Source organism: Agrobacterium larrymoorei (genome assembly GCF_030819275.1).
In the GTDB taxonomy this organism is placed as follows: Bacteria; Pseudomonadota; Alphaproteobacteria; order Rhizobiales; family Rhizobiaceae; genus Agrobacterium; species Agrobacterium larrymoorei_B.
Genome location: NZ_JAUTBL010000002.1, coordinates 2,496,309 through 2,519,705, shown reverse-complemented (window position 1 = coordinate 2,519,705; position 23,397 = coordinate 2,496,309). Strand labels below are relative to the sequence as shown.

Here is a 23,397-nt window from a genome sequence, read left to right as displayed (position 1 = left end):
TGTAGGAGGAATGACCGCCCATGTCCGATCAGAAACCCGTCGTTCTCGTTCCGGGGAAAATCCATCCGCGCGTGCTGGAGCGCTTTGAAGGCAAGGTGGAGGTCGTTTCCGCGCCAGTAGGTGCAACGCCCACCATCTCTACCGATGTGGCAGAGCGTGTTCGCGCAGTCGCCGTCTCCGGCAGTGTCAATGCGGCCTGGATCGATGGACTGCCGAACCTTGAGATCATATCCAATTTCGGTGTGGGTTATGATGGCGTCGATGCCAAGCATGCGGCCAAGCGCGGTATCATCGTCACCAACACGCCGGATGTGCTGAATGACGAGGTGGCCGATACGACGATTGCGCTTCTAATCAACACCGTGCGCCGCCTCTATCAGGCCGAGACCTATCTGCGCGAGGGCAAGTGGGTGAAGGAAGGGCCGTTTGCGCTCTCGCCCTTTTCGCTGCGCGGCCGCAAGGTCGGCCTCTTCGGCATGGGCCGCATCGGCCAGGAAATCGCCAAGCGCCTCGAGCCCTTCAAGGTGGAGATCGGCTATCACACGCGCAGCAAGCGCGATGAGCTTTCCTACACCTATTATGCCTCGTTGAAGGAGATGGCGACGGCTGTCGACATTCTGATCTGTATCGTGCCGGGCACGCCGGAAACCCATAAGGCGATCAATGCCGATATCCTCTCCGCACTTGGCCCGAACGGCGTGTTCATCAATGTCGGCCGTGGCTCGAGCGTGGATGAAGACGCGCTGATCAAGGCGTTGCAGGAGGGCACGCTCGGCGGCGCCGGTCTCGACGTGTTCTATTCGGAGCCAAAGGTGCCCGAAGCGCTATTGTCCTTCGACAATGTTTCGCTGTTGCCGCATGTCGCGTCTGCCTCGGTACCGACGCGCAATGCCATGGCGGATCTCGTGGCCGACAATATTCTCGGCTGGTTTGCGGAGCGCAAGGTGTTGACACCCGTGCCGGAAACACCGGTGAAGGGATAAAAGATAAGGGAGCGAGGCTTTTTAAGCCTTGCTCGCCTGATATTCGCGCACGGCCTTGCCGAAGGCTTCGAACAGAGCGCGTGAGGGACCATCGGTCTCGGCCCAGTATTCCGGATGCCATTGGACGCCGATGGCAAAGCCTTTGGCGTCGATGACCGAGACGGCCTCAATGGTGCCGTCTTCGGCTGTGGCTTCCACCTGCAGCCGTGGCGCCGTCTCGGCAATGGCCTGGCGGTGGACGGAGTTGATCTGGATCTCACCAGACAGGCCAAGATGCTGCGCGATGCACGAGCCTTCGCGCACATGCACCGGCTGGCGAATGCTGAACATGACATCGCGCTCGGTGGTGTCAGGCTTGCGGTGGTCCCAGCGTCCTGGCAGTTCCTGAATTTCGCTGGCAAGCGTGCCGCCGAGCGCTACGTTCAACTCCTGAATGCCGCGGCAGATGGCAAGCATCGGAATGCCGCGATCGATCGCGCGGCGGATGAGGTCTAGGCTCGTCGCATCGCGTCCGGCATCGAAGGGGCCATCGGCCTCGGTTGCTTGCTTGCCATAGAGCGAGGGATGCACATTGCTGGCCGAGCCCGAGACGAGCAGCCCATCCACCCGGTCGAGAATGGCATCAATGTCATTGCCGCTTTCGAAGGCCGGCACGATCAAGGACATGACGCCGGCCACCTTCAGCGCGGCTTTTAGATATTGCGTCTGCGCCGCATGCCACTCGGCACCGTCCACCTGTTTGATATCGGCGGGGATCGCGATGATGGGCTTCGACATGATGGCTCCGAACTTGGCTGCGGTCTTCAAATATACTGTCGTCAGTGAAGCCGAAGGGGTGGATTCGTCAAGCGTTCTCTTTGCTGAAAGCTCTTCCCGGTAACCGCGATCGCTATGGGGGAACGAGGACGGGTCTGTTCAAAACACCGGAGGCTGATCCGGCTGTGCTGGAGGAGAAACCTTTGGCTCAGTGACGAAATCTATTGGTCTAAAGTATAAGACAATGCCGATTGGAAAATCGACTTTTCCTCATGGCGATCGATTTTGCTGGTCCCAAGCATATCCGGTGATTTATTCTTTGGTGCGCCGCTTGTCAGTTGCCATGGCCCATGCTTTTCTCACTGCGTGTCGTGTGCGTGGAGGGATGCGACACGATGACAGGTTCGTATCTGGGAGGATAATATGGATCGACGTTCATTCATCAAAAAAGGTGCGTTTGCGGGCACGGGTGCTGCGGCAGCAACGGTTCTGGCGGCACCGGCAATCGCGCAGGACAATGCCAAGATCACATGGAGGTTGACGTCCTCGTTCCCCAAATCGCTCGATACGATCTTTGGCGGCGCGCAGGATATCGCCAACCACGTGAAGAACGCGACCGACGGCAATTTCAACATTCAGGTGTTTGCCGCGGGCGAAATCGTCCCCGGCCTGCAGGCGGCGGACGCCGTGTCCTCTGGCACGGTCGAAATGTGCCACACCTGCTCCTATTACTATGTCGGCAAGGACCCGACCTTCGCCATCGGCACCGCCATCCCCTTCGGCCTCAATGCGCGCCTGACCAACTCCTGGTTCTATGAGGGCAATGGCAACACGCTGATGAACGAGTTTTATGCCAAGCATCAGCTATATGGCATGATCTCCGGCAATACCGGCGTGCAGATGGGTGGCTGGTTCCGCAAGGAAATCAACACCGTGGACGACCTCAAGGGCGTGAAGATGCGCATTGCCGGTCTCGCTGGCAAGGTGGTCGAAAAGCTCGGTGTCGTGCCGCAGCAGATCGCTGGCGGCGATATTTACCCCGCCCTGGAAAAGGGCACGATCGACGCGGCCGAATGGGTCGGTCCCTATGACGATCACAAGCTAGGCTTCCAAAAGGTGGCGAAGTATTATTACTACCCGGCCTTCTGGGAAGGCGGTCCGGTCATCCACTCCTTCGTCAATCTGGACAAGTGGAACAGCCTGCCGAAGAACTATCAGGCCGTGCTGCAAGATGCCTGCTCGTTTGCCAACACCAATATGCTGGCGAAATATGATGCCAGGAACCCAAAGGCGATCAAGCAACTGGTTTCCGAGGGCGCCACGCTGCGCCCCTTCAGCCAGGATATTCTGGATGCCTGCTACAAAGCGGCACTCGAAGTCTACGCGGAAATCTCCGCCGTCAATCCTGATTTCAAGAAGGTCTATGACGACCAGACCGCCTTTAAGCGTGAAGGCTATCTCTGGCTGCAGCTGGCGGAATACACCTATGACACGTTCATGATGATCCAGCAGCGCAACGGCAAGCTGTGACGTTATCCGTAGGATTGATAGGACGCCCGGATCGAAAGGTCCGGGCTTTTTCGTTTGAGCTTAGAGAGGGCTCTCGCGTTTATGGACAAGTGACGACGCGTGATTATGATCGGCAGCGTTGAGCAGCGAAGCAGCACATTTCGGAGATCAGCCGGAATATCGGCGAGGATAGGCCACGCCGACCTTGGCAAAGGCCTTGCTGTTCAACTGGAGGTAATGTGATGCGCAAACCGCTGAGCATTACGTTTATCGTAAAGAAAAACCGGACAGGCTGGTCAATAGCTGTCCGGTTCAATTTCTTCAGATAAGCAAAACGGAAGGTGGGGCTGCAACCCCGCCTTCCACTCCGTCAATATAACGCTTTCACCCTTATCAAACAAGTATTGCCAATCAAGGATTGATCTTCGGCGGTTCGTTGAGGTTCGGCATGCCGGGCAGACCGTTGCCGCCGCCTTGGCCGGGGATGCCGTCCATAGGGGGTAGGCCGAAATTCGGCATGGTGTTGCCGCCCTGGTTGCCGAAGGCAGGGACCTCGATCTTGATGGTGTTGAGATCGACCTCCGGGGCCTTGTCCAGCCAGTAGGTGACGGATTCCGGCCAGAAGATGACGATGGCAACGAGGATCAGCTGCATGCCGAGCCAGGGGATGGCACCCATGTAGATGTCCGAGGTCTTGACCGTGCGCGGCGCGATGGAGCGCAGATAGAAGAGCGCGAAGCCGAAGGGCGGGTGCATGAAGCTCGTCTGCATGTTGATGCAGAGCAGAACGCCAAACCAGATGAGATCGATACCGAGCGATTGCGCGATCGGAGCCAGCATCGGCACGACGATGAAGGCGATTTCGAAGAAATCGAGGAAGAAGGCGAGGAAGAAGATGAAGATATTGACGAAGATCAGGAAGCCGATGGGGCCGCCAGGAATGCCCGACAGCATGTGCTCGATCCACAGCGATCCATCCATGCCCTGAAACACCAGGGAGAAGCAGGTGGCGCCGACCAGAATGAAGACCACCATGGAGGTGATGTGCATGGTGGAGTGCATACCCTGCTTGACGAGATCCCAGGTGAGGCGACGGTGGGCTGCGGCGAGTGCCATGGCGCCGACGACGCCGAGTGCGCCTGCCTCCGTCGGCGTTGCAAGGCCGAGGAAGATGGTGCCAAGAACAAGGAAGATCAGCACGATGGACGGAATCATGCCGCCCAGCACCTTCAGCACCAGCGCCCGGTTCAGCTCTCCGCGTGCTTCCGGCGGAAGCGCCGGAACATCCTTCGGCCGGAAGACCGAGAGGAAGAGGATGAAGAGCATGAAGATCGCGACCTGCAGGAAGGACGGGCCGATGGCGCCGAGATACATGTCGCCGACGGAGCGGCCGAGCTGGTCGGCCAGAACGATGAGAACGAGAGACGGCGGAATGACCTGTGTGATGGTGCCGGATGCGGCAATCACGCCGGTGGCGACACGCGGATTATAGCCGTATTTCAGCATGATCGGCAGGGAGATGACGCCCATGGTGATGACGGATGCCGCCACCGTGCCGGTGATGGCACCGAGAATGGCGCCGACCAGAATGACCGCATAGGCAAGGCCACCGGGGATGGCACCGAAGAGCTTGCCCGTGCCCTCCAGCAGATCCTCCGCCAGACCGCATCGTTCCAGGATCGCACCCATGAAGGTGAAGAAGGGAATGGCAAGCAGCAGGTCGTTGGAGATGATGCCGAAGATGCGCAGCGGCAGCGCCTGCATGAAGGCAGGCGAGAAATGCTCGGTGAAGATGCCGATGACGCCGAAGAGAAGGCCGACAGTGGCAAGCGAAAAAGCGACCGGAAAACCGTAGAGCATGAAGATGATCATGCCCAGGAACATCGCCGGCGGAAGAATACCGTATTCGAACATCAGAATATCCCTACAAGAGCGCCGGCGTTACTGGAGCGGTTTTTCGTATTTGGCGTCGAGCTGATAGAGCCCGTTCAGCGCGCCGATGCGCTTCACCAGTTCGGATATTCCCTGAAGGACGAGGAGGGCGAAGCCCGCGAAGATGATGAGCTTGACCGGCCAGCGGACGAGGCCGCCGGCATTGGAGGACATTTCGTTTTGCGACCACGACAGCTGGAACATCGGCCAGCTCAGCCAGGCGAGATAGAAGCAGGCGGGAAGCAGAAAGAAAACGATGCCGATAATATCCACCCAGATGCGGGTGCGCGGCGCAATGGCGCCATAGATGATATCGACGCGCACGTGCTCATTCATCCGCAGCGTGTAAGACGCGCCGATGAGCACGATGAAGGCGAACATATACCACTGGATTTCCAGGAGGCCGTTCGAGCTGTAATTGAACAGGTAACGCACAATGGCGTTGCCGGCGCTGACAAGGCAGCAGATGAGAACCAGGTAGCCCGAAAATTTCCCCAGCGCCTCGCTCAACAGGTCGATGGCGCGGCTCAGTTTCAAAAGCGCGTGCATTGTTTTCCCCTTTCGATCCCTTTGCGGGTTCTCGAGGAGGAATTTTTATGGTGGAAAACCCTCAGGCGAATAGTCCTCCCACGCCTGTTGCCCCCAACCAGAAATCCTCCCACACTCACTCGTGTATGGGCAGGATTTATCAAATGCAACTAGGAAGAAGGTCGACCATGCGCCATCCCGATCTTTCCTGCGGATCGGTGACTTCGATGTGACAAATGCACCGGTTTTCCAGGGCAAGCGCCTTGCAGGATCTGGCGAAAGCCCAAGCGGTTTTTGCCGGGCAGACAGCGTGTTGCCCGCGTTGCGTCGGCGTCAAATTTTGTGTAGGTCTTGACGCGGAGCGTTCTGTTGCTTGCTTCGTTATCAGGGAAGACGCCATCTTCAGATGGAATGATGACGGCAAGCGCAGATCAATAGAGGGGAACAAGCATGAGCGAACACCATGGCGGTCCAGTCGAAGTCGGTGCGAAGATGGACTTCGCCGAACATCAGAAGACGTATAATCATTTTCTGGTGGCTTCGAAATACGGCACGATGCTGGTGTGCATGCTGATGGTCGCAATGGCTGTCGGTTTCTTCACCACCGGTGGGTTCTTCGGCGGATTGCTGGTCTTCATCATCCTGTCGGCTGCGGGTTTCTTCATTCTCTGAGCCGTCTCGGCCGTTCATCCACGACAGCGCGGCATTTGTCGCGCTTCATCTCACTCTACGTCATAGGACTGAAGAGAGGCGCGCGTCATGAAGGCTCTTTTCCTGGCGCTTTTCCTCGTTGTTTGCGGCTGGCAGGGCGCCGCGGCGCGTGAGTTCACGGCTGATGAAAAAGCGGACCTTCGGGGGCAGATCGAGCGTTTCGAAACCGCGCTGAAGCAGGGCGACTTCAACCTTGTTGCCGAATCCGTTCCACCCAAGGTTCTCGGGCATGTTGCCACCAAGGCCGGTGTTGGTGTTGAGCAGCTGCGAAGCGCGATGCAGGCGCAGATGCAGATCGCGCTCGCCTCGGTCAAGCTTCTCGATTTCGATATGGATTTCGACAGGGCCACCTACAAACAGGCTCCTGATGGCATGCCCTTTGTGCTCATTCCTTCCCGCAGCCTGATGGAAACGAAAGGTCAGAAGATCGAGGCCAAGACCGCGACGCTGGCGCTGATCGATGATGGAACGTGGTATATGGTCAGGATCGACGACGCCCAGCAGATCAATATCGTGCGCGCGGTCTATCCCTCCTTAGCCACCGTGGAGTTTCCGGAAGGAACGATGGAAGCGGTGCAGTAAGCTGCCTCTTCTGATATTGCGCCCGTGGTGTCAGCGTTCAGCCACGGAAACCCTCTGACGAGTGTTTCCCAACCCTGGTCAATTCTTCGCGGGCTCTAAGCTATGATGACGGGGCCGCATTGGGCAATCGACGCAGATATCAATCAAACATTCACCTTCGTTCTTCATGCGATGTCAAAACATCCCGTGCAACAGTGCTATCCGGTCGGGGGCGACTACAGCATCGGCAAGGCCAATGCTGTAGATTTTAATGCAGAGCGTCCTTTGCGCGTCCAAAGAGACGCAAGGCGCTCTATCGCTCAAACGAGGAACCTGAAGGTCAATGCTTGCATTTGTTGAACGCCATATAAAGCAGGCTTGCGCCACGGACAGGTTTGAGACCAGGGACAAGGTCTTGTCCTTTTCTTTTCGTATGGCTTTTGCCGTCACGTTGATCGCCGACATATTGAATTTTGTCGCCCATCATCTGCTGAATGCATTGGGCCTGCTGCCCTATGATGTCTGGCCTGCCGTGACAGTGGGCGTGATCATATCGACGGTGGTGGCCTCGTCGCTGACATTTTCCATCGTCTATCTCGTGGGTCTTGCCATCCATCATCTGTCCATCTCGCGCGCGACATTCGAACGGCTGAGCCGCACCGACATGCTGTCGGGGCTCCTCAATCGTCGCGCCTTCATGGAAGAGGTCGCGAAAGCCGACAGTAATGCTTCGCTCATCCTGTTCGACATCGACCGTTTCAAGCGGATCAACGACGAGTTCGGCCACGATGTCGGAGACCATGCGATCGTGACCGTGGCACGGCACCTGATGTCCGCTTTCCCACAACCCCATGTTGTTGCAAGAATTGGCGGCGAGGAGTTCGCCGTTCTGGCCGTTCAGCTCACCGCACAAAAACGTCTCGCGCTGGCCCAAAGGTGCAATGAAATGCTGGCAGCCCGGCCGGTGAACATCAAAGACACACTGGTTCACATCACGCTGTCTGGCGGGGTCGCCGACAAGGAATCCTACGCGTCCTTCGAGGATCTGTTCAACGCCTGCGACAGGGCGCTTTACCTGGCGAAATCATCAGGCCGCAACCAGATACTTCATAGCGACCTGTTGCCCGAGGATTTCAAGACAAAGGCCCGCGTGGCTGTGTAGCCGCGCGAGCACTTTAGGCACGACTGCTCGCGCCTGACCGTTGGCTCAGGCATCAGGCCTGCATATTATCCAGCTCCGATAATGCGTCCGGGGGAAGCTCGACCGTCGCCGCTGCGAGGTTTTCTCGCAGATGTCCGCGTGACGACGTGCCAGGGATCAGGAGAATGTTCGGCGATCGCTGGAGAAGCCAGGCCAGCGCCACCTGCATCGGCGTGGCGTCGAGCTTTGCGGCCACGTTGGACAGGGTCGAGGATTGCAGCGGCGAGAAGCCGCCGAGCGGGAAGAACGGCACATAGGCGACCCCACGGGAGGCGAGTGTGTCGATCAAGGCGTCGTCCTGCCGATGCGCGAGATTGTACTGGTTCTGCACACCAACGATGTCGGTGATCTTTCCGGCGTCCTCGATCTGCTTCGCGGTGACATTGGACAGGCCGATATGCCGGATCAGCCCCTGTTGTTTCAAATCCGCCAGCGCTTCAAGTGGCTCGTCCAATGAGCCCTCCGCGGTGCCAAACACATCGAACATGGCGCGCAGGTTCACCACATCGAGTACGTCAAGCCCGAGATTGCGGAGATTGTCATGAACGGCCTGCGTCAGTTCCGCGCGTGAAAATGCCGGGTTCCAGGAAGCGTCTGGGCCTCTGCTCGCGCCGACCTTGGTGACGATCAGAAGGTCGCTGTCATAGGGATGGAGAGCTTCGCGGATGATCTCGTTCGTGACATGCGGGCCATAGAAATCGCTGGTATCGATGTGATTGACGCCGCTTTCCACCGCCTCGCGCAGAACGGCGATGGCCTCCGCACGATCGCGCGGCGGGCCGAAAACGCCCTTGCCCGCCAGCTGCATCGCGCCATAGCCCAGCCGGCGTACGGTGTGACCGCCAAGCGTGAAGGTTCCTGAATTTGCAATCGTGTTCATGGTCTATCTCCTTGTGTCCTTCGAAAATAGACAGATGGCATATATGCGACAAGGCGCTATAATCCGGACAGCTTGTCCGTCATAACGGACAATGGTTTCGGTCATTGGAGAGCAAGGTGCCGGATTTAACGGATTTGAACGCGTTTCTACTGGTGGCGCGGTCCAAGGGCTTTCGGCAGGCGGCGCGCGAAAGCGGCATCAGCTCTTCGGCGTTGAGCGATGCGGTGAAACGCCTGGAAGACGACCTTGGGGTACGACTGTTCAATCGCACCACACGAAGCGTGCTGATGACGGATGCGGGACGTCTTCTGCTGGAGCGCACCGCACCTGCATTTGCCGAGGTGGCATCGGCATTGAACGAGGTAAAAAGCAGCCGCGGCCGCACCTCGGGCGCGCTTCGGCTCAATGTGCCAATGAGTGCGGCAAAGCTGGTTTTGCCCTCCATCGTGCCGCCGTTTCTGAAGGCCTACCCGGACATCAGGCTGGAGATCGTGACCGATGAGAATTTCGTCGACATCATTCAGGGCGGCTGCGATGCCGGTATCCGTTATGACGAAAGGCTTGAGCAGGATATGGTGGCTTTGCCGATCGGCCCCCGCCAGCAGCGCTTCGCCCTTGCCGCGTCGCCGGAGTATCTTGCAAGAAAGGGCACGCCGCGCCATCCGCAAGACCTGCTCTTGCATGACTGCATTCTCGGCCGGTTTTCAGGCCGCGCCATTCCGCCCTGGGAGTTCGAACGCGACGGGGAAGAGGTCTTCATCAATCCGAAAGGAAGCCTCGTCGTTCAACTGGGTGGCGGCACCGATCTCGGCATCGACGCCGCCATCGCCGGGTCCGGCATGATTTATATTTTCGAGGACTGGCTGAGGCCACACTTCGAGCGAGGCGATCTTGTGCCGGTGATGGAAGAATGGTGGCTGCGGTTTCCCGGCCCGTTTCTTTATTATTCCGGACGAAGGCTCGTGCCAGCACCTTTGCGGGCGTTTATCGATTGTGTGCGGCAAATGAGCAGGGATACAGGGAAAGGTTTGCAGTCAGGCCGCTGAATATCAAAGACGGGGTTATTTCCGTTGCTCTCTCTGGCGGGGTCGCCGGAAGGAGTGGTAGGCTCCTTCTGGATGGAGACTATCGGGCCTAAGCCTGGAGTATGCATAGAGTTAAAAGGCTACGCAGAAGACATCACGGGATCCGCGCCCGGCGGCCAGTTCCTATAAATGTCGGGCTCAATCCCCAAACCTTCGAATCGCGCGCCATTTGGAAACATCTGCCTCTTGGTGCTGACCCACAACCGCATCCCGTCGCCGAGATCACGTAGATAAGGTTGTCCGCTGCTCCCGCCCGTTGTCTCACCGACGATCTCGGCACGTTTGTTGTCTTTGAAAGGCACCACAAAATCCTCAGCGGCTGAGAAGCTGCGTCTATCGATGAGGATTGTCAGCGGTCCTTTGAATGCTTCCTCGATAGGCTCTATCCATTCTGCTTCGGAGACAAGCAAGGAAGCTGGCGCCCCTTGAGCGCGCGCAAGGGCGTTTGTGACGGGTGTAACATATCTCCAGAATCGATATCGATCAGGCATGAGTCCGGCGACGAGTTTGTCGGGTGTGTTGCCGCCGGAGTTGCCGCGAACGTCGATCACCAGATGAACGGTGCTGCTGAGCGATTGCAGAAGTTCGATAGCGTCAGTTTCGAAGTGAGGTTGAGCAAAGCTTGGTATGGTCAAGAGGTATCTCTCGCCGTTCTCCAGCCAGCGACCGGTCGTTGCGGTACCGCCCCCGGGTAGCTCCCTTCCACGGTCGATTGTTTTCTTCGAGCCGTCTTCCATCACGATCTCGAAGGAAGGTGGAAACAAGAACGGCTTCGAGAAAAGCCGGGTCCGTTGCTCACGAGTGCTAGACCCTGGCACGAACGCCAAAAGCGTCGAGGCCACCTCATCTATTGGCCGGTCGTCGATCCTGACAATTCGAGTTCCAAGCGCAATATCATTGTAAGCTGATTTGGTAACGCACCATCCAGCCTCATTATGTGTTACGTCCAACCCTATAGGCGCACCATGCTCCTGCCAGAGCCATTCATCGGAAATACGGTATGCCCGTTCCTCAGCTTCGCAATAAACCGCATCGTGGCCAGATCGAAACCGACGCGATCGGGCGCCTCGAAAGCCTCTTCGAGATAAGCCTTGAACTCAGCCTCAAAGTCGAAATTGGACAGTGCCTCCCAGTGCGCGAAGCTAGACCGGATCGCCTCATAGATGCGAGCGACGATCTCACCGCGCCGCGATGTGGACAACGTCCTGTGAGCTTCTGATCGATCAATATCTTGCGTTGCCATTTCCAGCCTCAGCTCAATGGGCGATATGGCAGATGACGTGCCTAGATCGACCCGCATGTCAACGGCCCGTGTCGGGCCGAAGCGCAGACCGCTTCTTGCCCATTGCGGACACTGGCGACCGCGGAAATCGCCGCGAACCTTTAACGCACCGAGGCTCATAACGCGCTTAAAGTCAGGTGCGGCGTCCCGTTTGATGTCTTGCGTACGGAACTTCCATTGATATCCACCGTACCTCTTACCATTCGGCCCATGTTCGAAAAGTTGTTGAAGGTAACTGTGTCCACCGGTTCATCGAAACGGACAGTCACGGAATAGTGCGAGCCCGAGGATGATAATGCGCTGATTTCGCCCTTGAGGGATTGCCCAAGATACCGCCCCTGCACCCTTTGGTGCAGATGGAACGGAGGGGCAGCGTTGGCGAGGCTGGCGGACAAGGTGTTCCAGTCGCGCGCCGTTCTGTTGGGCGACGAGCTCCAGTGCCTGGGCATGGCCCAAGACGTTACCGTCTGCGGTGAGTACGCTCCGCGGAGATTTTGCGTGCGCGTTGGCTTCTGCAATGGTTCTGACTGTCATGACAGATTCTCCACGGCCTTGAGCCCGATACCCGCGTTTCCCCTCGCCTTGAGGGCGGCGGCAAGGATAAGAGTTGCGATGATTGCGGCCACACCATCTGCCAGCGGAAAGGCAAACCAGATTGCGTCCGCGCCCAACATTGCCGCAGCGATGGTGACCAAGACAGGCAACAGGATAAACGGCTTGACCATGGTCAGAAGAGCCGCGCGGGCCGGTTGGCCGATGGCTTGGAAATATAGACCGAGCACAAGAACTGGTCCGGAAAAGAGATAGACCGCAGCCATGGGGCGAAGCAACCGGCCGACCTCACCGATCACATCCGGATCAGCGACAAAGGCTGCTCCGACGACTGTGCCTTGGCCCAGCAACAAAACCTCGACGGCAAGACAATAGAGCAATGTTGTTGCGGCAGCGATCCGCAGGACCGCATCCGAGCGGGAGTAAAGCCGCGCTCCAACATTGTTGCCGACGATGCTCTGCATCGCCATCGCGATCGCCATGATTGGCAGGAAGGCAAAACCGAAAATGCGTGTCACGATCCCGTAGGCGGCAATGGTCGTGGCGTAATCTGTGGCGCCTGCAAGACGAAGAGCGAGAACCACACTGGCGGCTGAAAGCGCCATTCCGATAAAACCCAGACTAACGGGTGCGCCCAGCGCAACGATACGCTTCCAACTGCTGGTCCAAGGGTTCCGCCACAGTCTGTTGAGCGGCATCACGCCCCCAAGGAACGGGCGTAGCCCCGCCAAAAGCACCAGTCCGAGCGTCTGTGCCAGAACCGTGCCCGTAGCCGATCCCGCGACGCCCAGTTCAAGCACGACGACCAGGATGTAGTTCAGCAGGATGTTGATGAGTGTGACCCCAAGTGACATGAGCGCCATCAATCCCGCCTGTCCTTCGTTCCTCCAGGCGTCGGCATGAATACCGAGCAGAAATTGTACCGGGGTTCCGAACATGGTGATTGCCAGGAAGATCCACAGCATTTCGGCAACCGGCCCATCGGTTACGGCAATGTGCAGAGCGAAGGCCACCCACCCGCACAGAAGATCACGATCAGCGCTGACGCGGTCGTCAACGCAAGTCCATGCGCGCTGGCGAAGGTCGCGTTGGCCGCGTTACGGTCGTCGGCGCCGAGCTGGCGAGCCAGCAGGCTGGACATTCCCCCGCTCACAAGGGTCGAAAGCGCGATCGTCAGCATCAGAACTGGAAACGCCATGCCGACGGCCGCCATGGCGGCCGCACCGACGAAATGCCCCAGAAAGACGGCGTCGATAATACCCAGCATCCCATTCATCACCATGATGGCGATCATAGGAAATGCGGTTGCGGCGAAAATTTTGCCTGGCGAGGCAGTTAGAAAACGATTTTCGGGCGATTGTCGCAAAGACATCACTCACTCCTCCAAAGAGGCATTTCGACTGTGATGGGGGCCTGCATTGCCACCAACGAAATGCTTCGAGGGTGAGAAAAAACGTCACGTGCCGGGCTTCACCGTGACTTGCGTCTGCAGGCGGCAGGTGCTCGGAACCTTCGCGAGAAAAGCCAGCAATCTCACAGATTGTCAATAGGAGCGTGCGTGAGAATTCTGCACGCGGCCCAAGGCGGCGACCTTCAACGGGTCATGCGCGATCATTCGACATCCCACGGTGAATAGTCCGCTTGTGGCGTAAAGTGGCCCATAGAGCATGACGGCTTTTGGCCCAATGCGGACATAAGGTCACTTTGAATTCCTATCCTTCAGCCAAAGCCCGAATTCCTGAACGACTGCGACAACTTTACCTAGACGGCGTCCTTCTTCGGTGAGCGCATACTCCACCTTTACGGGAACTGTTGGGTAAACGGTTCTGGCAATCAAGCTGGCGTCCTCCAATGCACGGAGGTCTAGGCTCAGCATCCTTTGAGAAATGCCTGGTATGAGCCTCCTGAGTTCGTTGAACCGTTTTGGACCATCGATGAGATAGGATGCGATTAGCAAACGCCATCTTCCGCCCAGCAGATGCATCGCGAGCTCAACGGAACAACCGGTGACAGTGTCCTTCAAATTCGCACCTCCTGAAAACCGGTATAATTTATGTACCTAGATGACATTATTTTGCGTTCTTACATTTCTATACCGCGTCAACTAAGTGGATTTTGGTCCTCATGCAACATGTCGCGAGGTACTGAAATCTAGGGGACGATTAATGAAACTCTACTACATGCCCGCTGCTTGCTCGCTCTCACCACACATCGTTGCCAACGAACTGGAGTTGGATATCGAATTTGTCAGGGTGAACTTCAAAGATCATAAGACTGAAGGGGGCCAAGATTACTACGACATCAATCCCAATGGCTACATTCCGGCCCTGGACGTGGGGAACGGCGCGATGCTTTTCGAGGGGCCAGCCATCGTCCAGTACATGGCCGATCTGAAGCCTCAATCCGGCCTCGCTCCCGCCAACGGCACTTTCGAGCGTTACAAGCTGCAGGAGATGCTGAGTTTCCTATCAACCGAAATCCACAAGGGCTTCATTCCACTTCTTTATGCGGAACAGGCGGGTGCTTATCTCGAAACAGCAACGCCGAAGCTGGAAAAGCGCTACGCATGGATCGACAATTTGCTGGCATCGCAGCGTTTTTTGATGGGCGAGAATTTCACGGTCGCCGATGCATATTTGTTCGCTCTCACAAGCTGGGGACAAGCGTCGTGGCTGAAGTCATACTATGGCGCAGATATCCATTTCGACGATCTTCTCAACCTCAGAGGCTGGTATGAACGCGTAAAAGAACGGAATGCGGTGAAGCAGTCCATACTTGAAGAAGGCTTATCGCTGAGCTGAGTTCATCATTCTTTCCAGCACACTATATGTCCGCAATTGGCGCAAAGAAGCCCATAGAGCATGATGGCTTTTGGCCCAATGCGGACTTTTGGGGACCGTCATACCGAGCCGGCAACAGCGCCAAGTGGCATAGTGTGGGCTGGGCGAGCTTGACCGGCCTCAATCCATGCAGGTTGTCCAATACAGCCGACGGCACCATCCGGCAACCACCAAGCCGTCTGCGTCGTTACAAGCAATGACGGGCCTTTGTGGTGTATTTGCTATAGCGGACTAGCTCTTGCAGATATGCAGAACTAGAGTTCAAATGAGCAAAAAACGCGAGAGGGACAAGTCCGAGCGCGGTCTCACCTCCAAGGTATGCTTGCGCTGGCGAGTCCGGCCTCCATAGAACGGCTACGGTGCAACACGAAGCAACATGCGGGTTCCAAGGGCAGATGTTGCGGGAAGCAATCTCCCACTGATCTCAGTGGATGGTGACGCCCAGCGACTGGATGCCTTAACGTCATATGACTGACATGGCCGCTTGGTAGGCGACTAGCTCTTCCCTTCAATCTTAACTCAAAGATTTCGATGCCTCCCAAACTCGCGAAATCCGTACTTCACCCAACCGCAACGATCCGTGACTGTGCAATAGGTCGGTCGTGCGAAGTCTTGGAAAACTGCTCCGTCGAATATAGCGCCCTCGGGGATTTCAGCTATATGGGCCGGAACTGCACCGTCGCCAATGCAGAGATCGGGAAGTTTTGCGCGATCGCGGAGGCAGTTCGCATCGGCGCGCAGAACCACCCTATCGGCCGGCCTTCCTTGCATCGCTTCACCTATTGCCCAGAGTATTTCGTTGAGGGCGCGGTGAGGGATACAGCCTTCTTCGCGTCGCGTCATGAGGACAAGGTCGTCATTGGCAACGATGTCTGGATAGGTCATGGCGTCATCGTGCTGCCTGGCGTCACGGTTGGCGACGGGGCGGTCCTTGCAGCCGGAGCAGTCGTTACTCGCGATGTACCCGCGTACAGCATCGTCGGCGGCATTCCAGCTAGGCTTATCCGGCGTCGTTTCCCAGAGGTGATCGCCGTGCGATTGGCCCGTATCGCCTGGTGGGACTGGCCTGCTGATGTCGTATTCGAGCGCCTCGCGGAGTTTCAACACGATCGAATCGAAGAGTTCTGCGAGAGGTGGGACAGTGATGCCAAGGCTTAGTTTGCCGGGCACCTGCATAAAACAGGATCAAAGGAAAACGCCCGCTATCAGGCAGATCGCTGCGATGTCCTATCTCGTTATGCTCGAACGCAGGATCACGGGCAGCAAACAACGCGATTGGGTAGATAGATCGTCCGATATTGACGGTAATTAAACTGCCAGGATGTGCTTCGACATCCAACCATTTTCTATTTTCTCTCACTCGACATATAAGCGGGGCGTCCGCTGTTGGCACAAAGCGGAAGGCGGGTCTCGGCCCAATGCAGCCCTGTCTTGCCGCAGAGTTTACAATGGCTTTTCGAAGAGAAGCTCATTGTCCTTCTCCCCAACATGTTGCCAGCCGGCCGCTCGGTAAAACCGTTCGGCTCGGGTTTTCGGGTCGGTCGTAAGCCATGCTCTCTTTATTCCCGACGAACGGAGGCAAGCACCGGCTTCTGCGAGAAGACTTGATCCTATGCCTTTCCTTTCAAAGTCCGGTGTGACGAAGAGTGCCCAAATACTGCCATCGCGTGGATCTGCAGCGGAAAACCCAACAACCGTTCCAACTTCCTCCCAAACAAAAATGCCTGGATTTACAAGAAACCACGCATAGTCGTCGTCTGAAACCTTGGACGGATCGCTAAGGATATTCTCGGCAACAGCAGACCGAACTGCTTTGAGTGCCACGATGTCAGCAGCAGTCGCCTTTCGAAGCATTGATTGCCACGGCCTCCTTTGTTTCCGACAGAGTGCCTCCAGTCGAGATCAGGCGCAATGACCGCAACTGGCGCGAAGCTGCCAGAGGAGGTGCCAACCCGCAGCGACTGCATTGCCCGACTTAGCCATAAGAGGAAATTTCGATCAAATTTCCATCCGGGCCCCGGCAGTAGACGGACGTCATAGACCCGCGGGCGCCATCGCGGTGTGTAGGGCCTTCGGTCACGTCCACCATGCATGTGCCGAGATGTGTCACGACCTCATCTGGTGAAAGCCTCGTCAGAAAACAAAGGTCCGCAGTTCCCGCGGCGGCATGGCTCGCGGTCCCCCACTCGGTCGACGCGACATCGACGGGTCTCAGGTTTATGCGCTGCTGTCCAAACAGCATTGCTGTGCGAGGGCGATCGGGAGACTTTCCATAATTCAGCCTCTCCATGCCGAGGACTTGCTCATACCACCGACACGAGCGCTCCACGTCGCGAACATTGATCACGAGGTGATCGATAGCGTAGACATTCATCGGTGCCTCTTTCGGTTGTTGCAATGTCCTCTTGAGCAGATTTATGGCCGCACTGGTAGCTTCTCAAGCTTCCCCGCCCTTCTTCACCAGAAGACCATTCATCAACAGATCGAGATGGGCATTGAAATAGGCGTCCATATCCATCTCCAGCCGCTCATCGAAGATGATCCTGAGAACCGCGAGCGTCATCAGCGGCGAGATGATCAGTTCGGGAAAGGCCAGATAGTCGTCTCTGAGCTCACCGATGGCGGCACCTTCCTTGACGAGTTCGGTCACCCTGTCCATCAGCGGCTGGAAGACGTGCTGTTCGTGGCGCGCGACGATGTCGGGGAATTTCTGGCCTTCGGAGATGATCAGCTTCAGCACCTCGCGGTTTTCGCTGTCGCTGCGCAGATGGGCGTATAGGGCTGCGAGCAAGGATCTCAGCCGCTCCGCGGGTGTGCCTTCGTGGGCATTGGTATGTTTGATGATGTCGGCGAAGGATGTCGAGGCGTGGCGGATTGTGGCTTCGAAGAGAATTTCCTTGGTCTCGAAATACACATAGACGGTGCCCTTGGTGACGCCGACATGTTTGGCGATATCCTCGACCCGCGTTGCGGCGTAGCCGTTCTTGACGAATTCGGTGAAGGCCGCGTCCAGGATCTGGGCGGGGCGGAGTTGCTTCTGCTCGGCGCGCGTCAGTTTCTTTCCCGCCTTGGATTGGCACAGCTTAAACATCGGTGATCGGCATCCCATTCATTCGGCATCGATAGCTCTAAAGCGAACTGCGATCTTTCAGAGTCGCTTGCCCGCTTTGTTCTTTGTTTTATCGCATATCGTTATCGCAAAACCGCGCACAGCTTTTTTGTGTCCCGTGGATCAGAAGTTATCATTGACTTTCCAGTCAGTCAAATATAGGCCATCCCGATATCTCGATGATAAGGCCTAGCCATGAAGCAGCCACCCATGAAGCAGATTGTGAGCGTTCTCCTGATTGCGAGCGCAGGTTTTTTGACCGCGTGCAGTCCAAAGGAAGGCGAAGGAGAACCGGACTTGCGCCAGGTCCGGGTGGTGACGGTTGAGAACAGCCAGGTGGTGTCCGGCGGAGCCGTGACCGGCGAAATCCGCGCGCGCGTCGAGACCGATCTGTCCTTCCGTGTGGGCGGCAAGATCATCGATCGTCAGGTCGATGTCGGCGATCATGTGAGAGCGGGCCAGGTTCTGGCGCGCATCGATGCGGAAGAGCAGCAGGCGGATCTCGCGGTTGCCGAGGCCAATCTTGAGGCCGCTGTGGCGCAGCGCATCCAGGCGGAGCTGGCCTTTGCGCGCCAGCAGAAACTTTTCGAAACGCAGGTGACGCCACGCTCGGCACTTGATCAGGCGCAGGAAGCACTTTCCACCGCGCAGGGCAGTGAGCGGTCGGCGCAGGCGCAGCTTGGCAGCGCCAAGGAGGCGCTCTCCTATACAGAACTGAAAGCCGATCAGGATGGGTTGATCACGGCGCGCAATGCCGAAGTGGGGCAGGTGGCGCAGGCTGCATCGCCCATCTTCACGCTGGCGCAGGATGGCCCGCGCGATGCGATCTTCGAGGTGGTGGAAACGCTCTTCCTCGGACGCGAAATTCAGCCGGAGGTGAAGATCACGCTTCTTACCGATCCGGAGCGGCAGGTGATGGCGAAGGTCCGCGAGATCTCGCCTACCATCGATTCCTCCACGGGAACGGTGAAGGTGAAGGTCGGGCTTGGCGTTGACGTTCCGATGCCGCTCGGCGCAGCCGTGCAGGGGAACTTCCTCTATGAGCCGCAGGCCGCGATGGTGCTGCCCTGGTCGGCGATGTCTTCCAAGGATGGCAAGCCTGCCGTCTGGGTGGTCGATCCGGCCTCGTCCAAGGTGGCGCTGCGTGTGATCGAGGTCGAAGATTATGAAACGGGTCATTTCATCGTCAAGCAGGGGCTGAAACCCGGTGAGAGCGTCGTGGCGGAGGGGGCCAAATTCCTCCGCCCGGATGAAAAGGTCGCGTTCGAGAAGGTGGCAGCACGATGATGAGAACCCATATCGCGACCCTCCTTCTGTCGGGGCTGCTGCTTGCGGGTTGCAGCGAGGATCAATCCGAGGCTCCGCCGCCACCGCGCCCCGTGCTTTCGGTGGTGGCGAAGGAAGTGCCGACCCAGTCTCTGAGCTTTGCAGGTACGGTCACTCCGCGTTTCGAGGCGCAACTTGGTTTTCGCACGCTGGGGCGTCTCACCTCGCGCACCGTCAGCGTCGGCGATCTCGTGGAGAAGGGGCAGGTCATTGCCACCATCGATCCGACGTCGCTGGAGCTTGCGGTTCGCAGCGCCCAGTCGGATCTTTCCAATGCGCAGGCGCAGCTTCGCAATGCGCAGAGCACGCAGCAGCGCCAGTTGCAGCTTGCCGAAACACGCTCCGGCACGCGGGCTGCACTGGAAGAGGCGGAACAAGGTCTGAAGACCGCGAGCGCCTCCGTTGCGCGGGCGCAGGCCAATCTCAACAAGGCCAATGAGCAGCTCGGTTACGCCCAGCTTGCCGCCGAATTCGATGGCGTGGTGACCGCAACCTCGGCAGAACTCGGCCAGGTCGTGACCGTCGGCCAGGTGGTGGTGACGATTGCCAAGCCCGATGAGCGCGATGCGGTGATCGATGTGCCGCAGTCCATTGCCGAGCAGTTGAAGCTTGGCACGCCTTTCGACGTTGCTCTGCAACTCGATCCGCAGGTGCGGGTGACGGGCACGGTGCGTGAGATCGCGCCGCAGGCCGATACGGCCACGCGCACGCGCCGCACGAAGATTGCGCTCGACCATCCGGGTGATGCCTTCCGGCTGGGTGCGGTGATCCGCGCCTCGGCCAGTATCGCCTCCAAACCCAATCTGATGCTGCCCGCAACGGCCATTCGCACGCGCGACAGCCAAACCGCTGTTTGGATCGTCGATGAGGCCGCCGCCAAGGTGACGCTTCGCCCGGTCGTGCTGGAAGGCCCGCCGAACGCCTATGGCTATGTGGTCATCAAGGAGGGCGTGAAGCCGGGAGAGCGTGTCGTCATTGCAGGCGTCAACTCGCTTGAGGACGGGCAGTCCATTCGCATCGATCAGGAGCGCGTACAGTGAAAAAGTTCAATCTCTCCGAATGGGCATTGGCGCACCGCTCGCTCGTCTCCTACTTCATGATCGTCTTCCTGATTGCAGGCGTGTTTTCCTATCTCAATCTCGGGCGTGAGGAAGATCCGAACTTCACCATCAAGACCATGGTGATCTCCGCCGCCTGGCCGGGCGCGACGGCGGAAGAGGTCAGCCGCCAGGTAACGGACCGCATCGAGAAGAAGCTGCAGGAGCTGGAATCGCTCGATTATACCCGCAGCGAAACCACAGCCGGCAAGACAACCGTCTTCCTCGAGCTTCTGCCCACCACCAAGGCGCGGGATGTGGAGCCAACGTGGCGTCGCGTCCGCAACATGATTTCCGATATCAAGGGTGAGTTTCCCTCCGGCGTGCAGGGGCCGTTCTTCAACGATCGCTTCGGCGATGTCTTCGGCAACATCTTTGCCTTTACCAGCGACGGGCTTTCCCAGCGCCAGCTGCGCGATCTGGTGGAAGATGCGCGCTCCAAGATCCTGACCATCGAGAATGTTGGCAAGGTCGACATCATCGGGGCGCAGGACGAGGCGATCTATCTGGAATTTTCCACCCGCAAGATCGCAGCGCTCGGCATCGATCGCCAGTCGATCATCGCCACCTTGCAGGCGCAGAATGCGGTGACGCAATCCGGCTTCGTGACCGCCGGGCCGGAACGCATCGCCATCCGTGTGGGCGGGCAATTCGCCTCGGAAAACGCGCTGGAATCCATCAATCTGCGCGTCAATGATCGCTTCTTCCCGCTGACGGATGTGGCGACGATCCATCGCGGCTATGTCGATCCGCCGACAGCCCTCTTCCGCTATAATGGCAAGCCGGCCATCGGTCTTGCCATCGGCATGCGGGCCGGTGCCAATCTGCTGGAGTTCGGTGAGGCCGTCGACGAGCATATCAAGGCGGTCGTCGCCGACCTGCCGATCGGCGTCGAGGTCAACCGCGTGTCCGACCAGCCGGCGGTGGTGGAGGAGGCGGTCTCCGGCTTCACCCATGCGCTTTTCGAGGCGGTGGCGATCGTCCTCATTATCAGCTTCATCAGCCTTGGGCTTCGCGCCGGTCTGGTGGTGGCGGTTTCCATTCCGCTCGTGCTGGCTATCACCTTCGTCTACATGGAATATTCCGGCATCTCGCTACAGCGCATTTCGCTTGGCGCGCTGATCATCGCGCTCGGCCTTCTCGTGGATGATGCGATGATTGCGGTGGAGATGATGGTGGCGCGGCTGGAGGCGGGCGACGATCTGCGCAAGGCGGCGACCTATGTCTATACGTCCACTGCCTTCCCGATGCTGACCGGTACGCTCGTCACCGTCGCGGGCTTCATCCCGATCGGTCTCAACAGCAGTGCGGCGGGTGAGTTCACCTTCACGCTGTTTGTCGTGATTGCGGTTTCGCTGCTGGTCTCGTGGATCGTCGCGGTGCTCTTCACACCGCTTCTCGGCGTCTTGATGCTGCCCAAGCAGATGAAGAAGCATCACGATAAGAAGGGCCGGTTTGCGACCATCTTCTCGGGCCTTCTGACGACCGCCATGCGCTTTCGCTGGGTGACCATTCTGTTGACCATCGGTGTCTTCGGCGTGTCCGTTGCGGGCATGGGTCTGGTGCAGCAGCAGTTCTTTCCAAGCTCCGACCGTCCCGAGCTGATCATCGACTGGAACCTGCCGCAGAACAGCTCGATTGCCGAAACCAACCGGCAGATGGCAAAGTTCGAGCAGGACAAGCTCGCCAATAATCCAGATATCGACCACTGGACGACCTATGTGGGGCAGGGCGCGCCGCGCTTCATTCTGTCCTTCGACGTGCAGAGCCAGAACGTCTTCTTCGGCCAGACGGTGATCGTGCCGAAGAGCCTGGAAGCGCGTGACCGCGTGCGCGGCGATTCCCAGAAATATCTGAACGAGACCTTCCCCGGCACCGATGCCTTCGTGAAGCTGCTCGATATCGGCCCGCCGGTCGGCAAGCCGGTGCAGTACCGCATCAGCGGACCGGACATCCAGAAGGTGCGGGACATCTCCATGCGCTTTGCCGGTGTCGTCGGCCAGCATCCGCTCTTGACCAACATGATCTATGACTGGAACGAGCCATCGCGCGTGGTGAAGGTCGATGTCTTGCAGGACAAGGCCCGCCAGCTTGGCGTGAGCTCGGAAGATATCGCCACCGTGCTGAACAGCATCGTGGAAGGATCGAGCGCCACGCAGGTGCGCGACAATATCTACCTCATCGACGTGATTGGACGTGCGGCGGCCGATGAGCGCGGCTCGATCGAGACGCTGCAGAACCTGCAAATTGCAGGCTCGGACGGGAAGCTGATCCCGCTCTCGGCGGTGGCCAATCTGCGCTATGATGTGGAACAGGCCATGATCGCATCGCGCGATCGTATCCCGACCATCACGCTGAAAGCCGCCATCAAAGGCCCGACCCAGCCGGCGACGATCGTTACCCAGCTTCAGCCGCAGGTGGATGCGTTCATCAAGACGCTGCCGGTGGGCTACAAGATCGAGATCGGCGGCGCTGTGGAATCGAGCGCCGAGGCGCAGGGACCGATTGCCGCTGTCGCACCGCTGATGCTCTTTGCCATGGCGACGATCCTGATGATCCAGCTGCAAAGCTTCAGCCGCCTGTTCCTGGTCTTTGCCGTGGCCCCTACGGCGCTGATCGGCGTGGTGGCGGCACTGCTTCTCAGCAACGCGCCGATGGGCTTTGTCGCGATCCTCGGCATTCTGGCGCTGATCGGCATCCTCATCCGAAACTCGGTTATTCTCGTCGTGCAGATCGAGGATCTGCGCAAGGAAGGTATGCCCGCCTGGCAGGCGGTGATCGAGGCGACCGAACACCGCATGCGCCCGATCATGCTGACCGCGGCGGCGGCGACACTGGCGCTGATCCCGATCTCACGCGAAGTCTTCTGGGGCCCGATGGCCTATGCGATGATGGGCGGTATCGTGGTTGGCACGGTGCTGACACTGCTTTTCCTGCCCGCGCTTTACGTGACATGGTTCCGGATCAAGCCGGAGGAAAAGAAGTCTGAGCCAGAGGCGAAGGCCGAAGGCGACGCCAAGCCGGTGTGACAAGACTAGCTGGAGG

23 protein-coding genes and 1 pseudogene are annotated in these 23,397 nt (G+C 58.2%); 11 read left to right on the top strand and 13 right to left on the bottom strand.

The annotated features are described in order from the left end of the window. The first annotated feature begins 20 nt into the window (after window positions 1–20). On the top strand, window positions 21–983 hold the full coding sequence (locus QE408_RS20855; protein ID WP_306934400.1) for a 2-hydroxyacid dehydrogenase: 963 nt from the start codon (window positions 21–23) through the stop codon (window positions 981–983). Window positions 984–1,004: 21 nt separating this feature from the next. Here QE408_RS20855 and QE408_RS20850 read toward each other — a convergent pair whose 3' ends face one another. Further along, entirely contained in the window at window positions 1,005–1,760 is a 756-nt protein-coding gene (locus QE408_RS20850; protein WP_306934399.1) for a gamma-glutamyl-gamma-aminobutyrate hydrolase family protein, read from the bottom strand. Between the two features lie 402 nt (window positions 1,761–2,162). Here QE408_RS20850 and QE408_RS20845 point away from each other — a divergent pair, with 402 nt between their 5' ends. Then, window positions 2,163–3,269: a TRAP transporter substrate-binding protein gene (locus QE408_RS20845; protein WP_306934398.1), complete on the top strand. Its 1,107-nt coding sequence runs from the start codon at window positions 2,163–2,165 to the stop codon at window positions 3,267–3,269. A 390-nt stretch (window positions 3,270–3,659) separates the two neighbouring features. Here QE408_RS20845 and QE408_RS20840 read toward each other — a convergent pair whose 3' ends face one another. Then, a complete protein-coding gene (locus QE408_RS20840; protein WP_306934397.1) occupies window positions 3,660–5,162 on the bottom strand; it encodes a TRAP transporter large permease in 1,503 nt (500 codons plus the stop codon). A 27-nt stretch (window positions 5,163–5,189) separates the two neighbouring features. After that, window positions 5,190–5,729, bottom strand: a complete 540-nt coding sequence (locus QE408_RS20835; RefSeq protein ID WP_306934396.1) for a TRAP transporter small permease subunit — start codon at window positions 5,727–5,729, stop codon at window positions 5,190–5,192. 429 nt (window positions 5,730–6,158) lie between these two features. On the opposite strand from QE408_RS20835, the gene QE408_RS20830 reads away from it, so the two are divergent. From QE408_RS20830 to QE408_RS20820, 3 genes are all read left to right on the top strand, one after another. Beyond that, window positions 6,159–6,380 carry an aa3-type cytochrome c oxidase subunit IV gene (locus tag QE408_RS20830; protein WP_306934395.1) on the top strand — a complete coding sequence of 74 codons (222 nt, stop codon included), beginning with the start codon at window positions 6,159–6,161 and terminating at the stop codon, window positions 6,378–6,380. Window positions 6,381–6,467: 87 nt separating this feature from the next. Beyond that, complete coding sequence (locus QE408_RS20825) at window positions 6,468–7,001, top strand: hypothetical protein (protein ID WP_306934394.1); 534 nt, start codon at window positions 6,468–6,470, stop codon at window positions 6,999–7,001. A gap of 394 nt (window positions 7,002–7,395) precedes the next feature. Beyond that, window positions 7,396–8,142, top strand: a complete 747-nt coding sequence (locus QE408_RS20820; protein WP_306934393.1) for a GGDEF domain-containing protein — start codon at window positions 7,396–7,398, stop codon at window positions 8,140–8,142. Between the two features lie 52 nt (window positions 8,143–8,194). On the opposite strand, the gene QE408_RS20815 is transcribed toward QE408_RS20820, so the two are convergent. Next, complete coding sequence (locus QE408_RS20815; RefSeq protein ID WP_306934392.1) at window positions 8,195–9,061, bottom strand: aldo/keto reductase family oxidoreductase; 867 nt, start codon at window positions 9,059–9,061, stop codon at window positions 8,195–8,197. Window positions 9,062–9,177: 116 nt separating this feature from the next. Between QE408_RS20815 and QE408_RS20810 the strand changes: the two genes are divergently transcribed. Then, window positions 9,178–10,107, top strand: a complete 930-nt coding sequence (locus QE408_RS20810; RefSeq protein ID WP_306934391.1) for a LysR family transcriptional regulator — start codon at window positions 9,178–9,180, stop codon at window positions 10,105–10,107. A gap of 119 nt (window positions 10,108–10,226) precedes the next feature. Here QE408_RS20810 and QE408_RS20805 read toward each other — a convergent pair whose 3' ends face one another. The 6 genes and pseudogenes from QE408_RS20805 to QE408_RS20780 all read right to left on the bottom strand — a co-directional run bounded on the left by QE408_RS20805 (window position 10,227) and on the right by QE408_RS20780 (window position 14,003). Continuing rightward, the gene (locus tag QE408_RS20805) at window positions 10,227–10,910 is read right to left on the bottom strand and encodes a S41 family peptidase (RefSeq protein WP_306934390.1); all 684 of its coding nucleotides are present in this window, start codon (window positions 10,908–10,910) and stop codon (window positions 10,227–10,229) included. A 188-nt stretch (window positions 10,911–11,098) separates the two neighbouring features. Continuing rightward, window positions 11,099–11,389 (bottom strand): hypothetical protein, encoded by a 291-nt coding sequence (locus QE408_RS20800; RefSeq protein WP_306934389.1) that lies wholly within the window; start codon window positions 11,387–11,389, stop codon window positions 11,099–11,101. A 155-nt stretch (window positions 11,390–11,544) separates the two neighbouring features. Further along, window positions 11,545–11,962: pseudogene (locus tag QE408_RS20795) on the bottom strand (glyoxalase superfamily protein). Then, window positions 11,959–12,993 (bottom strand): MATE family efflux transporter, encoded by a 1,035-nt coding sequence (locus QE408_RS20790; RefSeq protein WP_306934388.1) that lies wholly within the window; start codon window positions 12,991–12,993, stop codon window positions 11,959–11,961. The pseudogene QE408_RS20795 and the gene QE408_RS20790 overlap by 4 nt, the downstream one beginning before the upstream one ends. Further along, window positions 12,966–13,352 carry an MATE family efflux transporter gene (locus tag QE408_RS20785; RefSeq protein WP_306934387.1) on the bottom strand — a complete coding sequence of 129 codons (387 nt, stop codon included), beginning with the start codon at window positions 13,350–13,352 and terminating at the stop codon, window positions 12,966–12,968. The genes QE408_RS20790 and QE408_RS20785 overlap by 28 nt, the downstream gene beginning before the upstream one ends. Before the next feature lie 327 nt (window positions 13,353–13,679). Next, the gene (locus tag QE408_RS20780; protein ID WP_306934386.1) at window positions 13,680–14,003 is read right to left on the bottom strand and encodes a winged helix-turn-helix transcriptional regulator; all 324 of its coding nucleotides are present in this window, start codon (window positions 14,001–14,003) and stop codon (window positions 13,680–13,682) included. A 142-nt stretch (window positions 14,004–14,145) separates the two neighbouring features. On the opposite strand from QE408_RS20780, the gene QE408_RS20775 reads away from it, so the two are divergent. Then, window positions 14,146–14,781, top strand: a complete 636-nt coding sequence (locus QE408_RS20775) for a glutathione binding-like protein (protein ID WP_306934385.1) — start codon at window positions 14,146–14,148, stop codon at window positions 14,779–14,781. 570 nt (window positions 14,782–15,351) lie between these two features. Continuing rightward, on the top strand, window positions 15,352–15,978 hold the full coding sequence (locus QE408_RS20770; RefSeq protein ID WP_306934384.1) for a DapH/DapD/GlmU-related protein: 627 nt from the start codon (window positions 15,352–15,354) through the stop codon (window positions 15,976–15,978). A gap of 285 nt (window positions 15,979–16,263) precedes the next feature. On the opposite strand, the gene QE408_RS20765 is transcribed toward QE408_RS20770, so the two are convergent. The 3 genes from QE408_RS20765 to QE408_RS20755 all read right to left on the bottom strand — a co-directional run bounded on the left by QE408_RS20765 (window position 16,264) and on the right by QE408_RS20755 (window position 17,911). Next, a complete protein-coding gene (locus QE408_RS20765) occupies window positions 16,264–16,674 on the bottom strand; it encodes a GNAT family N-acetyltransferase (RefSeq protein WP_306934383.1) in 411 nt (136 codons plus the stop codon). A 121-nt stretch (window positions 16,675–16,795) separates the two neighbouring features. After that, window positions 16,796–17,194: a VOC family protein gene (locus QE408_RS20760; protein ID WP_306934382.1), complete on the bottom strand. Its 399-nt coding sequence runs from the start codon at window positions 17,192–17,194 to the stop codon at window positions 16,796–16,798. Window positions 17,195–17,257: 63 nt separating this feature from the next. Beyond that, the gene (locus QE408_RS20755; protein WP_306934381.1) at window positions 17,258–17,911 is read right to left on the bottom strand and encodes a TetR/AcrR family transcriptional regulator; all 654 of its coding nucleotides are present in this window, start codon (window positions 17,909–17,911) and stop codon (window positions 17,258–17,260) included. 228 nt (window positions 17,912–18,139) lie between these two features. Between QE408_RS20755 and QE408_RS20750 the strand changes: the two genes are divergently transcribed. Genes QE408_RS20750 through QE408_RS20740 form a run of 3 tightly spaced genes read left to right on the top strand, consistent with a single transcriptional unit; the run spans window position 18,140 to window position 23,381 of the window. Next, window positions 18,140–19,216: an efflux RND transporter periplasmic adaptor subunit gene (locus QE408_RS20750; RefSeq protein ID WP_306934380.1), complete on the top strand. Its 1,077-nt coding sequence runs from the start codon at window positions 18,140–18,142 to the stop codon at window positions 19,214–19,216. Continuing rightward, window positions 19,213–20,295, top strand: coding sequence for an efflux RND transporter periplasmic adaptor subunit (locus QE408_RS20745; protein ID WP_306934379.1), 1,083 nt, complete (start codon window positions 19,213–19,215; stop codon window positions 20,293–20,295). Before QE408_RS20750 ends, QE408_RS20745 begins: the two co-directional genes overlap by 4 nt. Beyond that, on the top strand, window positions 20,292–23,381 hold the full coding sequence (locus QE408_RS20740) for an efflux RND transporter permease subunit (RefSeq protein ID WP_306934378.1): 3,090 nt from the start codon (window positions 20,292–20,294) through the stop codon (window positions 23,379–23,381). Before QE408_RS20745 ends, QE408_RS20740 begins: the two co-directional genes overlap by 4 nt. Window positions 23,382–23,397: the final 16 nt, after the last annotated feature.

What these genes read in the sequence shown, in the direction of transcription:
- QE408_RS20850 (WP_306934399.1), bottom strand. Translation starts at nt 1,760, where the DNA reads ATGTCGAAGCCCATCATCGCGATCCCCGCCGATATCAAACAGGTGGAC.
- QE408_RS20835 (WP_306934396.1), bottom strand. Translation starts at nt 5,729, where the DNA reads ATGCACGCGCTTTTGAAACTGAGCCGCGCCATCGACCTGTTGAGCGAG.
- QE408_RS20855 (WP_306934400.1), top strand. Translation starts at nt 21, where the DNA reads ATGTCCGATCAGAAACCCGTCGTTCTCGTTCCGGGGAAAATCCATCCG.
- QE408_RS20745 (WP_306934379.1), top strand. Translation starts at nt 19,213, where the DNA reads ATGATGAGAACCCATATCGCGACCCTCCTTCTGTCGGGGCTGCTGCTT.
- QE408_RS20770 (WP_306934384.1), top strand. Translation starts at nt 15,352, where the DNA reads ATGCCTCCCAAACTCGCGAAATCCGTACTTCACCCAACCGCAACGATC.
- QE408_RS20755 (WP_306934381.1), bottom strand. Translation starts at nt 17,911, where the DNA reads ATGTTTAAGCTGTGCCAATCCAAGGCGGGAAAGAAACTGACGCGCGCC.
- QE408_RS20750 (WP_306934380.1), top strand. Translation starts at nt 18,140, where the DNA reads ATGAAGCAGATTGTGAGCGTTCTCCTGATTGCGAGCGCAGGTTTTTTG.
- QE408_RS20800 (WP_306934389.1), bottom strand. Translation starts at nt 11,389, where the DNA reads ATGGCAACGCAAGATATTGATCGATCAGAAGCTCACAGGACGTTGTCC.
- QE408_RS20825 (WP_306934394.1), top strand. Translation starts at nt 6,468, where the DNA reads ATGAAGGCTCTTTTCCTGGCGCTTTTCCTCGTTGTTTGCGGCTGGCAG.
- QE408_RS20845 (WP_306934398.1), top strand. Translation starts at nt 2,163, where the DNA reads ATGGATCGACGTTCATTCATCAAAAAAGGTGCGTTTGCGGGCACGGGT.
- QE408_RS20815 (WP_306934392.1), bottom strand. Translation starts at nt 9,061, where the DNA reads ATGAACACGATTGCAAATTCAGGAACCTTCACGCTTGGCGGTCACACC.
- QE408_RS20775 (WP_306934385.1), top strand. Translation starts at nt 14,146, where the DNA reads ATGAAACTCTACTACATGCCCGCTGCTTGCTCGCTCTCACCACACATC.
- QE408_RS20765 (WP_306934383.1), bottom strand. Translation starts at nt 16,674, where the DNA reads ATGCTTCGAAAGGCGACTGCTGCTGACATCGTGGCACTCAAAGCAGTT.
- QE408_RS20840 (WP_306934397.1), bottom strand. Translation starts at nt 5,162, where the DNA reads ATGTTCGAATACGGTATTCTTCCGCCGGCGATGTTCCTGGGCATGATC.
- QE408_RS20830 (WP_306934395.1), top strand. Translation starts at nt 6,159, where the DNA reads ATGAGCGAACACCATGGCGGTCCAGTCGAAGTCGGTGCGAAGATGGAC.
- QE408_RS20785 (WP_306934387.1), bottom strand. Translation starts at nt 13,352, where the DNA reads ATGTCTTTGCGACAATCGCCCGAAAATCGTTTTCTAACTGCCTCGCCA.
- QE408_RS20760 (WP_306934382.1), bottom strand. Translation starts at nt 17,194, where the DNA reads ATGAATGTCTACGCTATCGATCACCTCGTGATCAATGTTCGCGACGTG.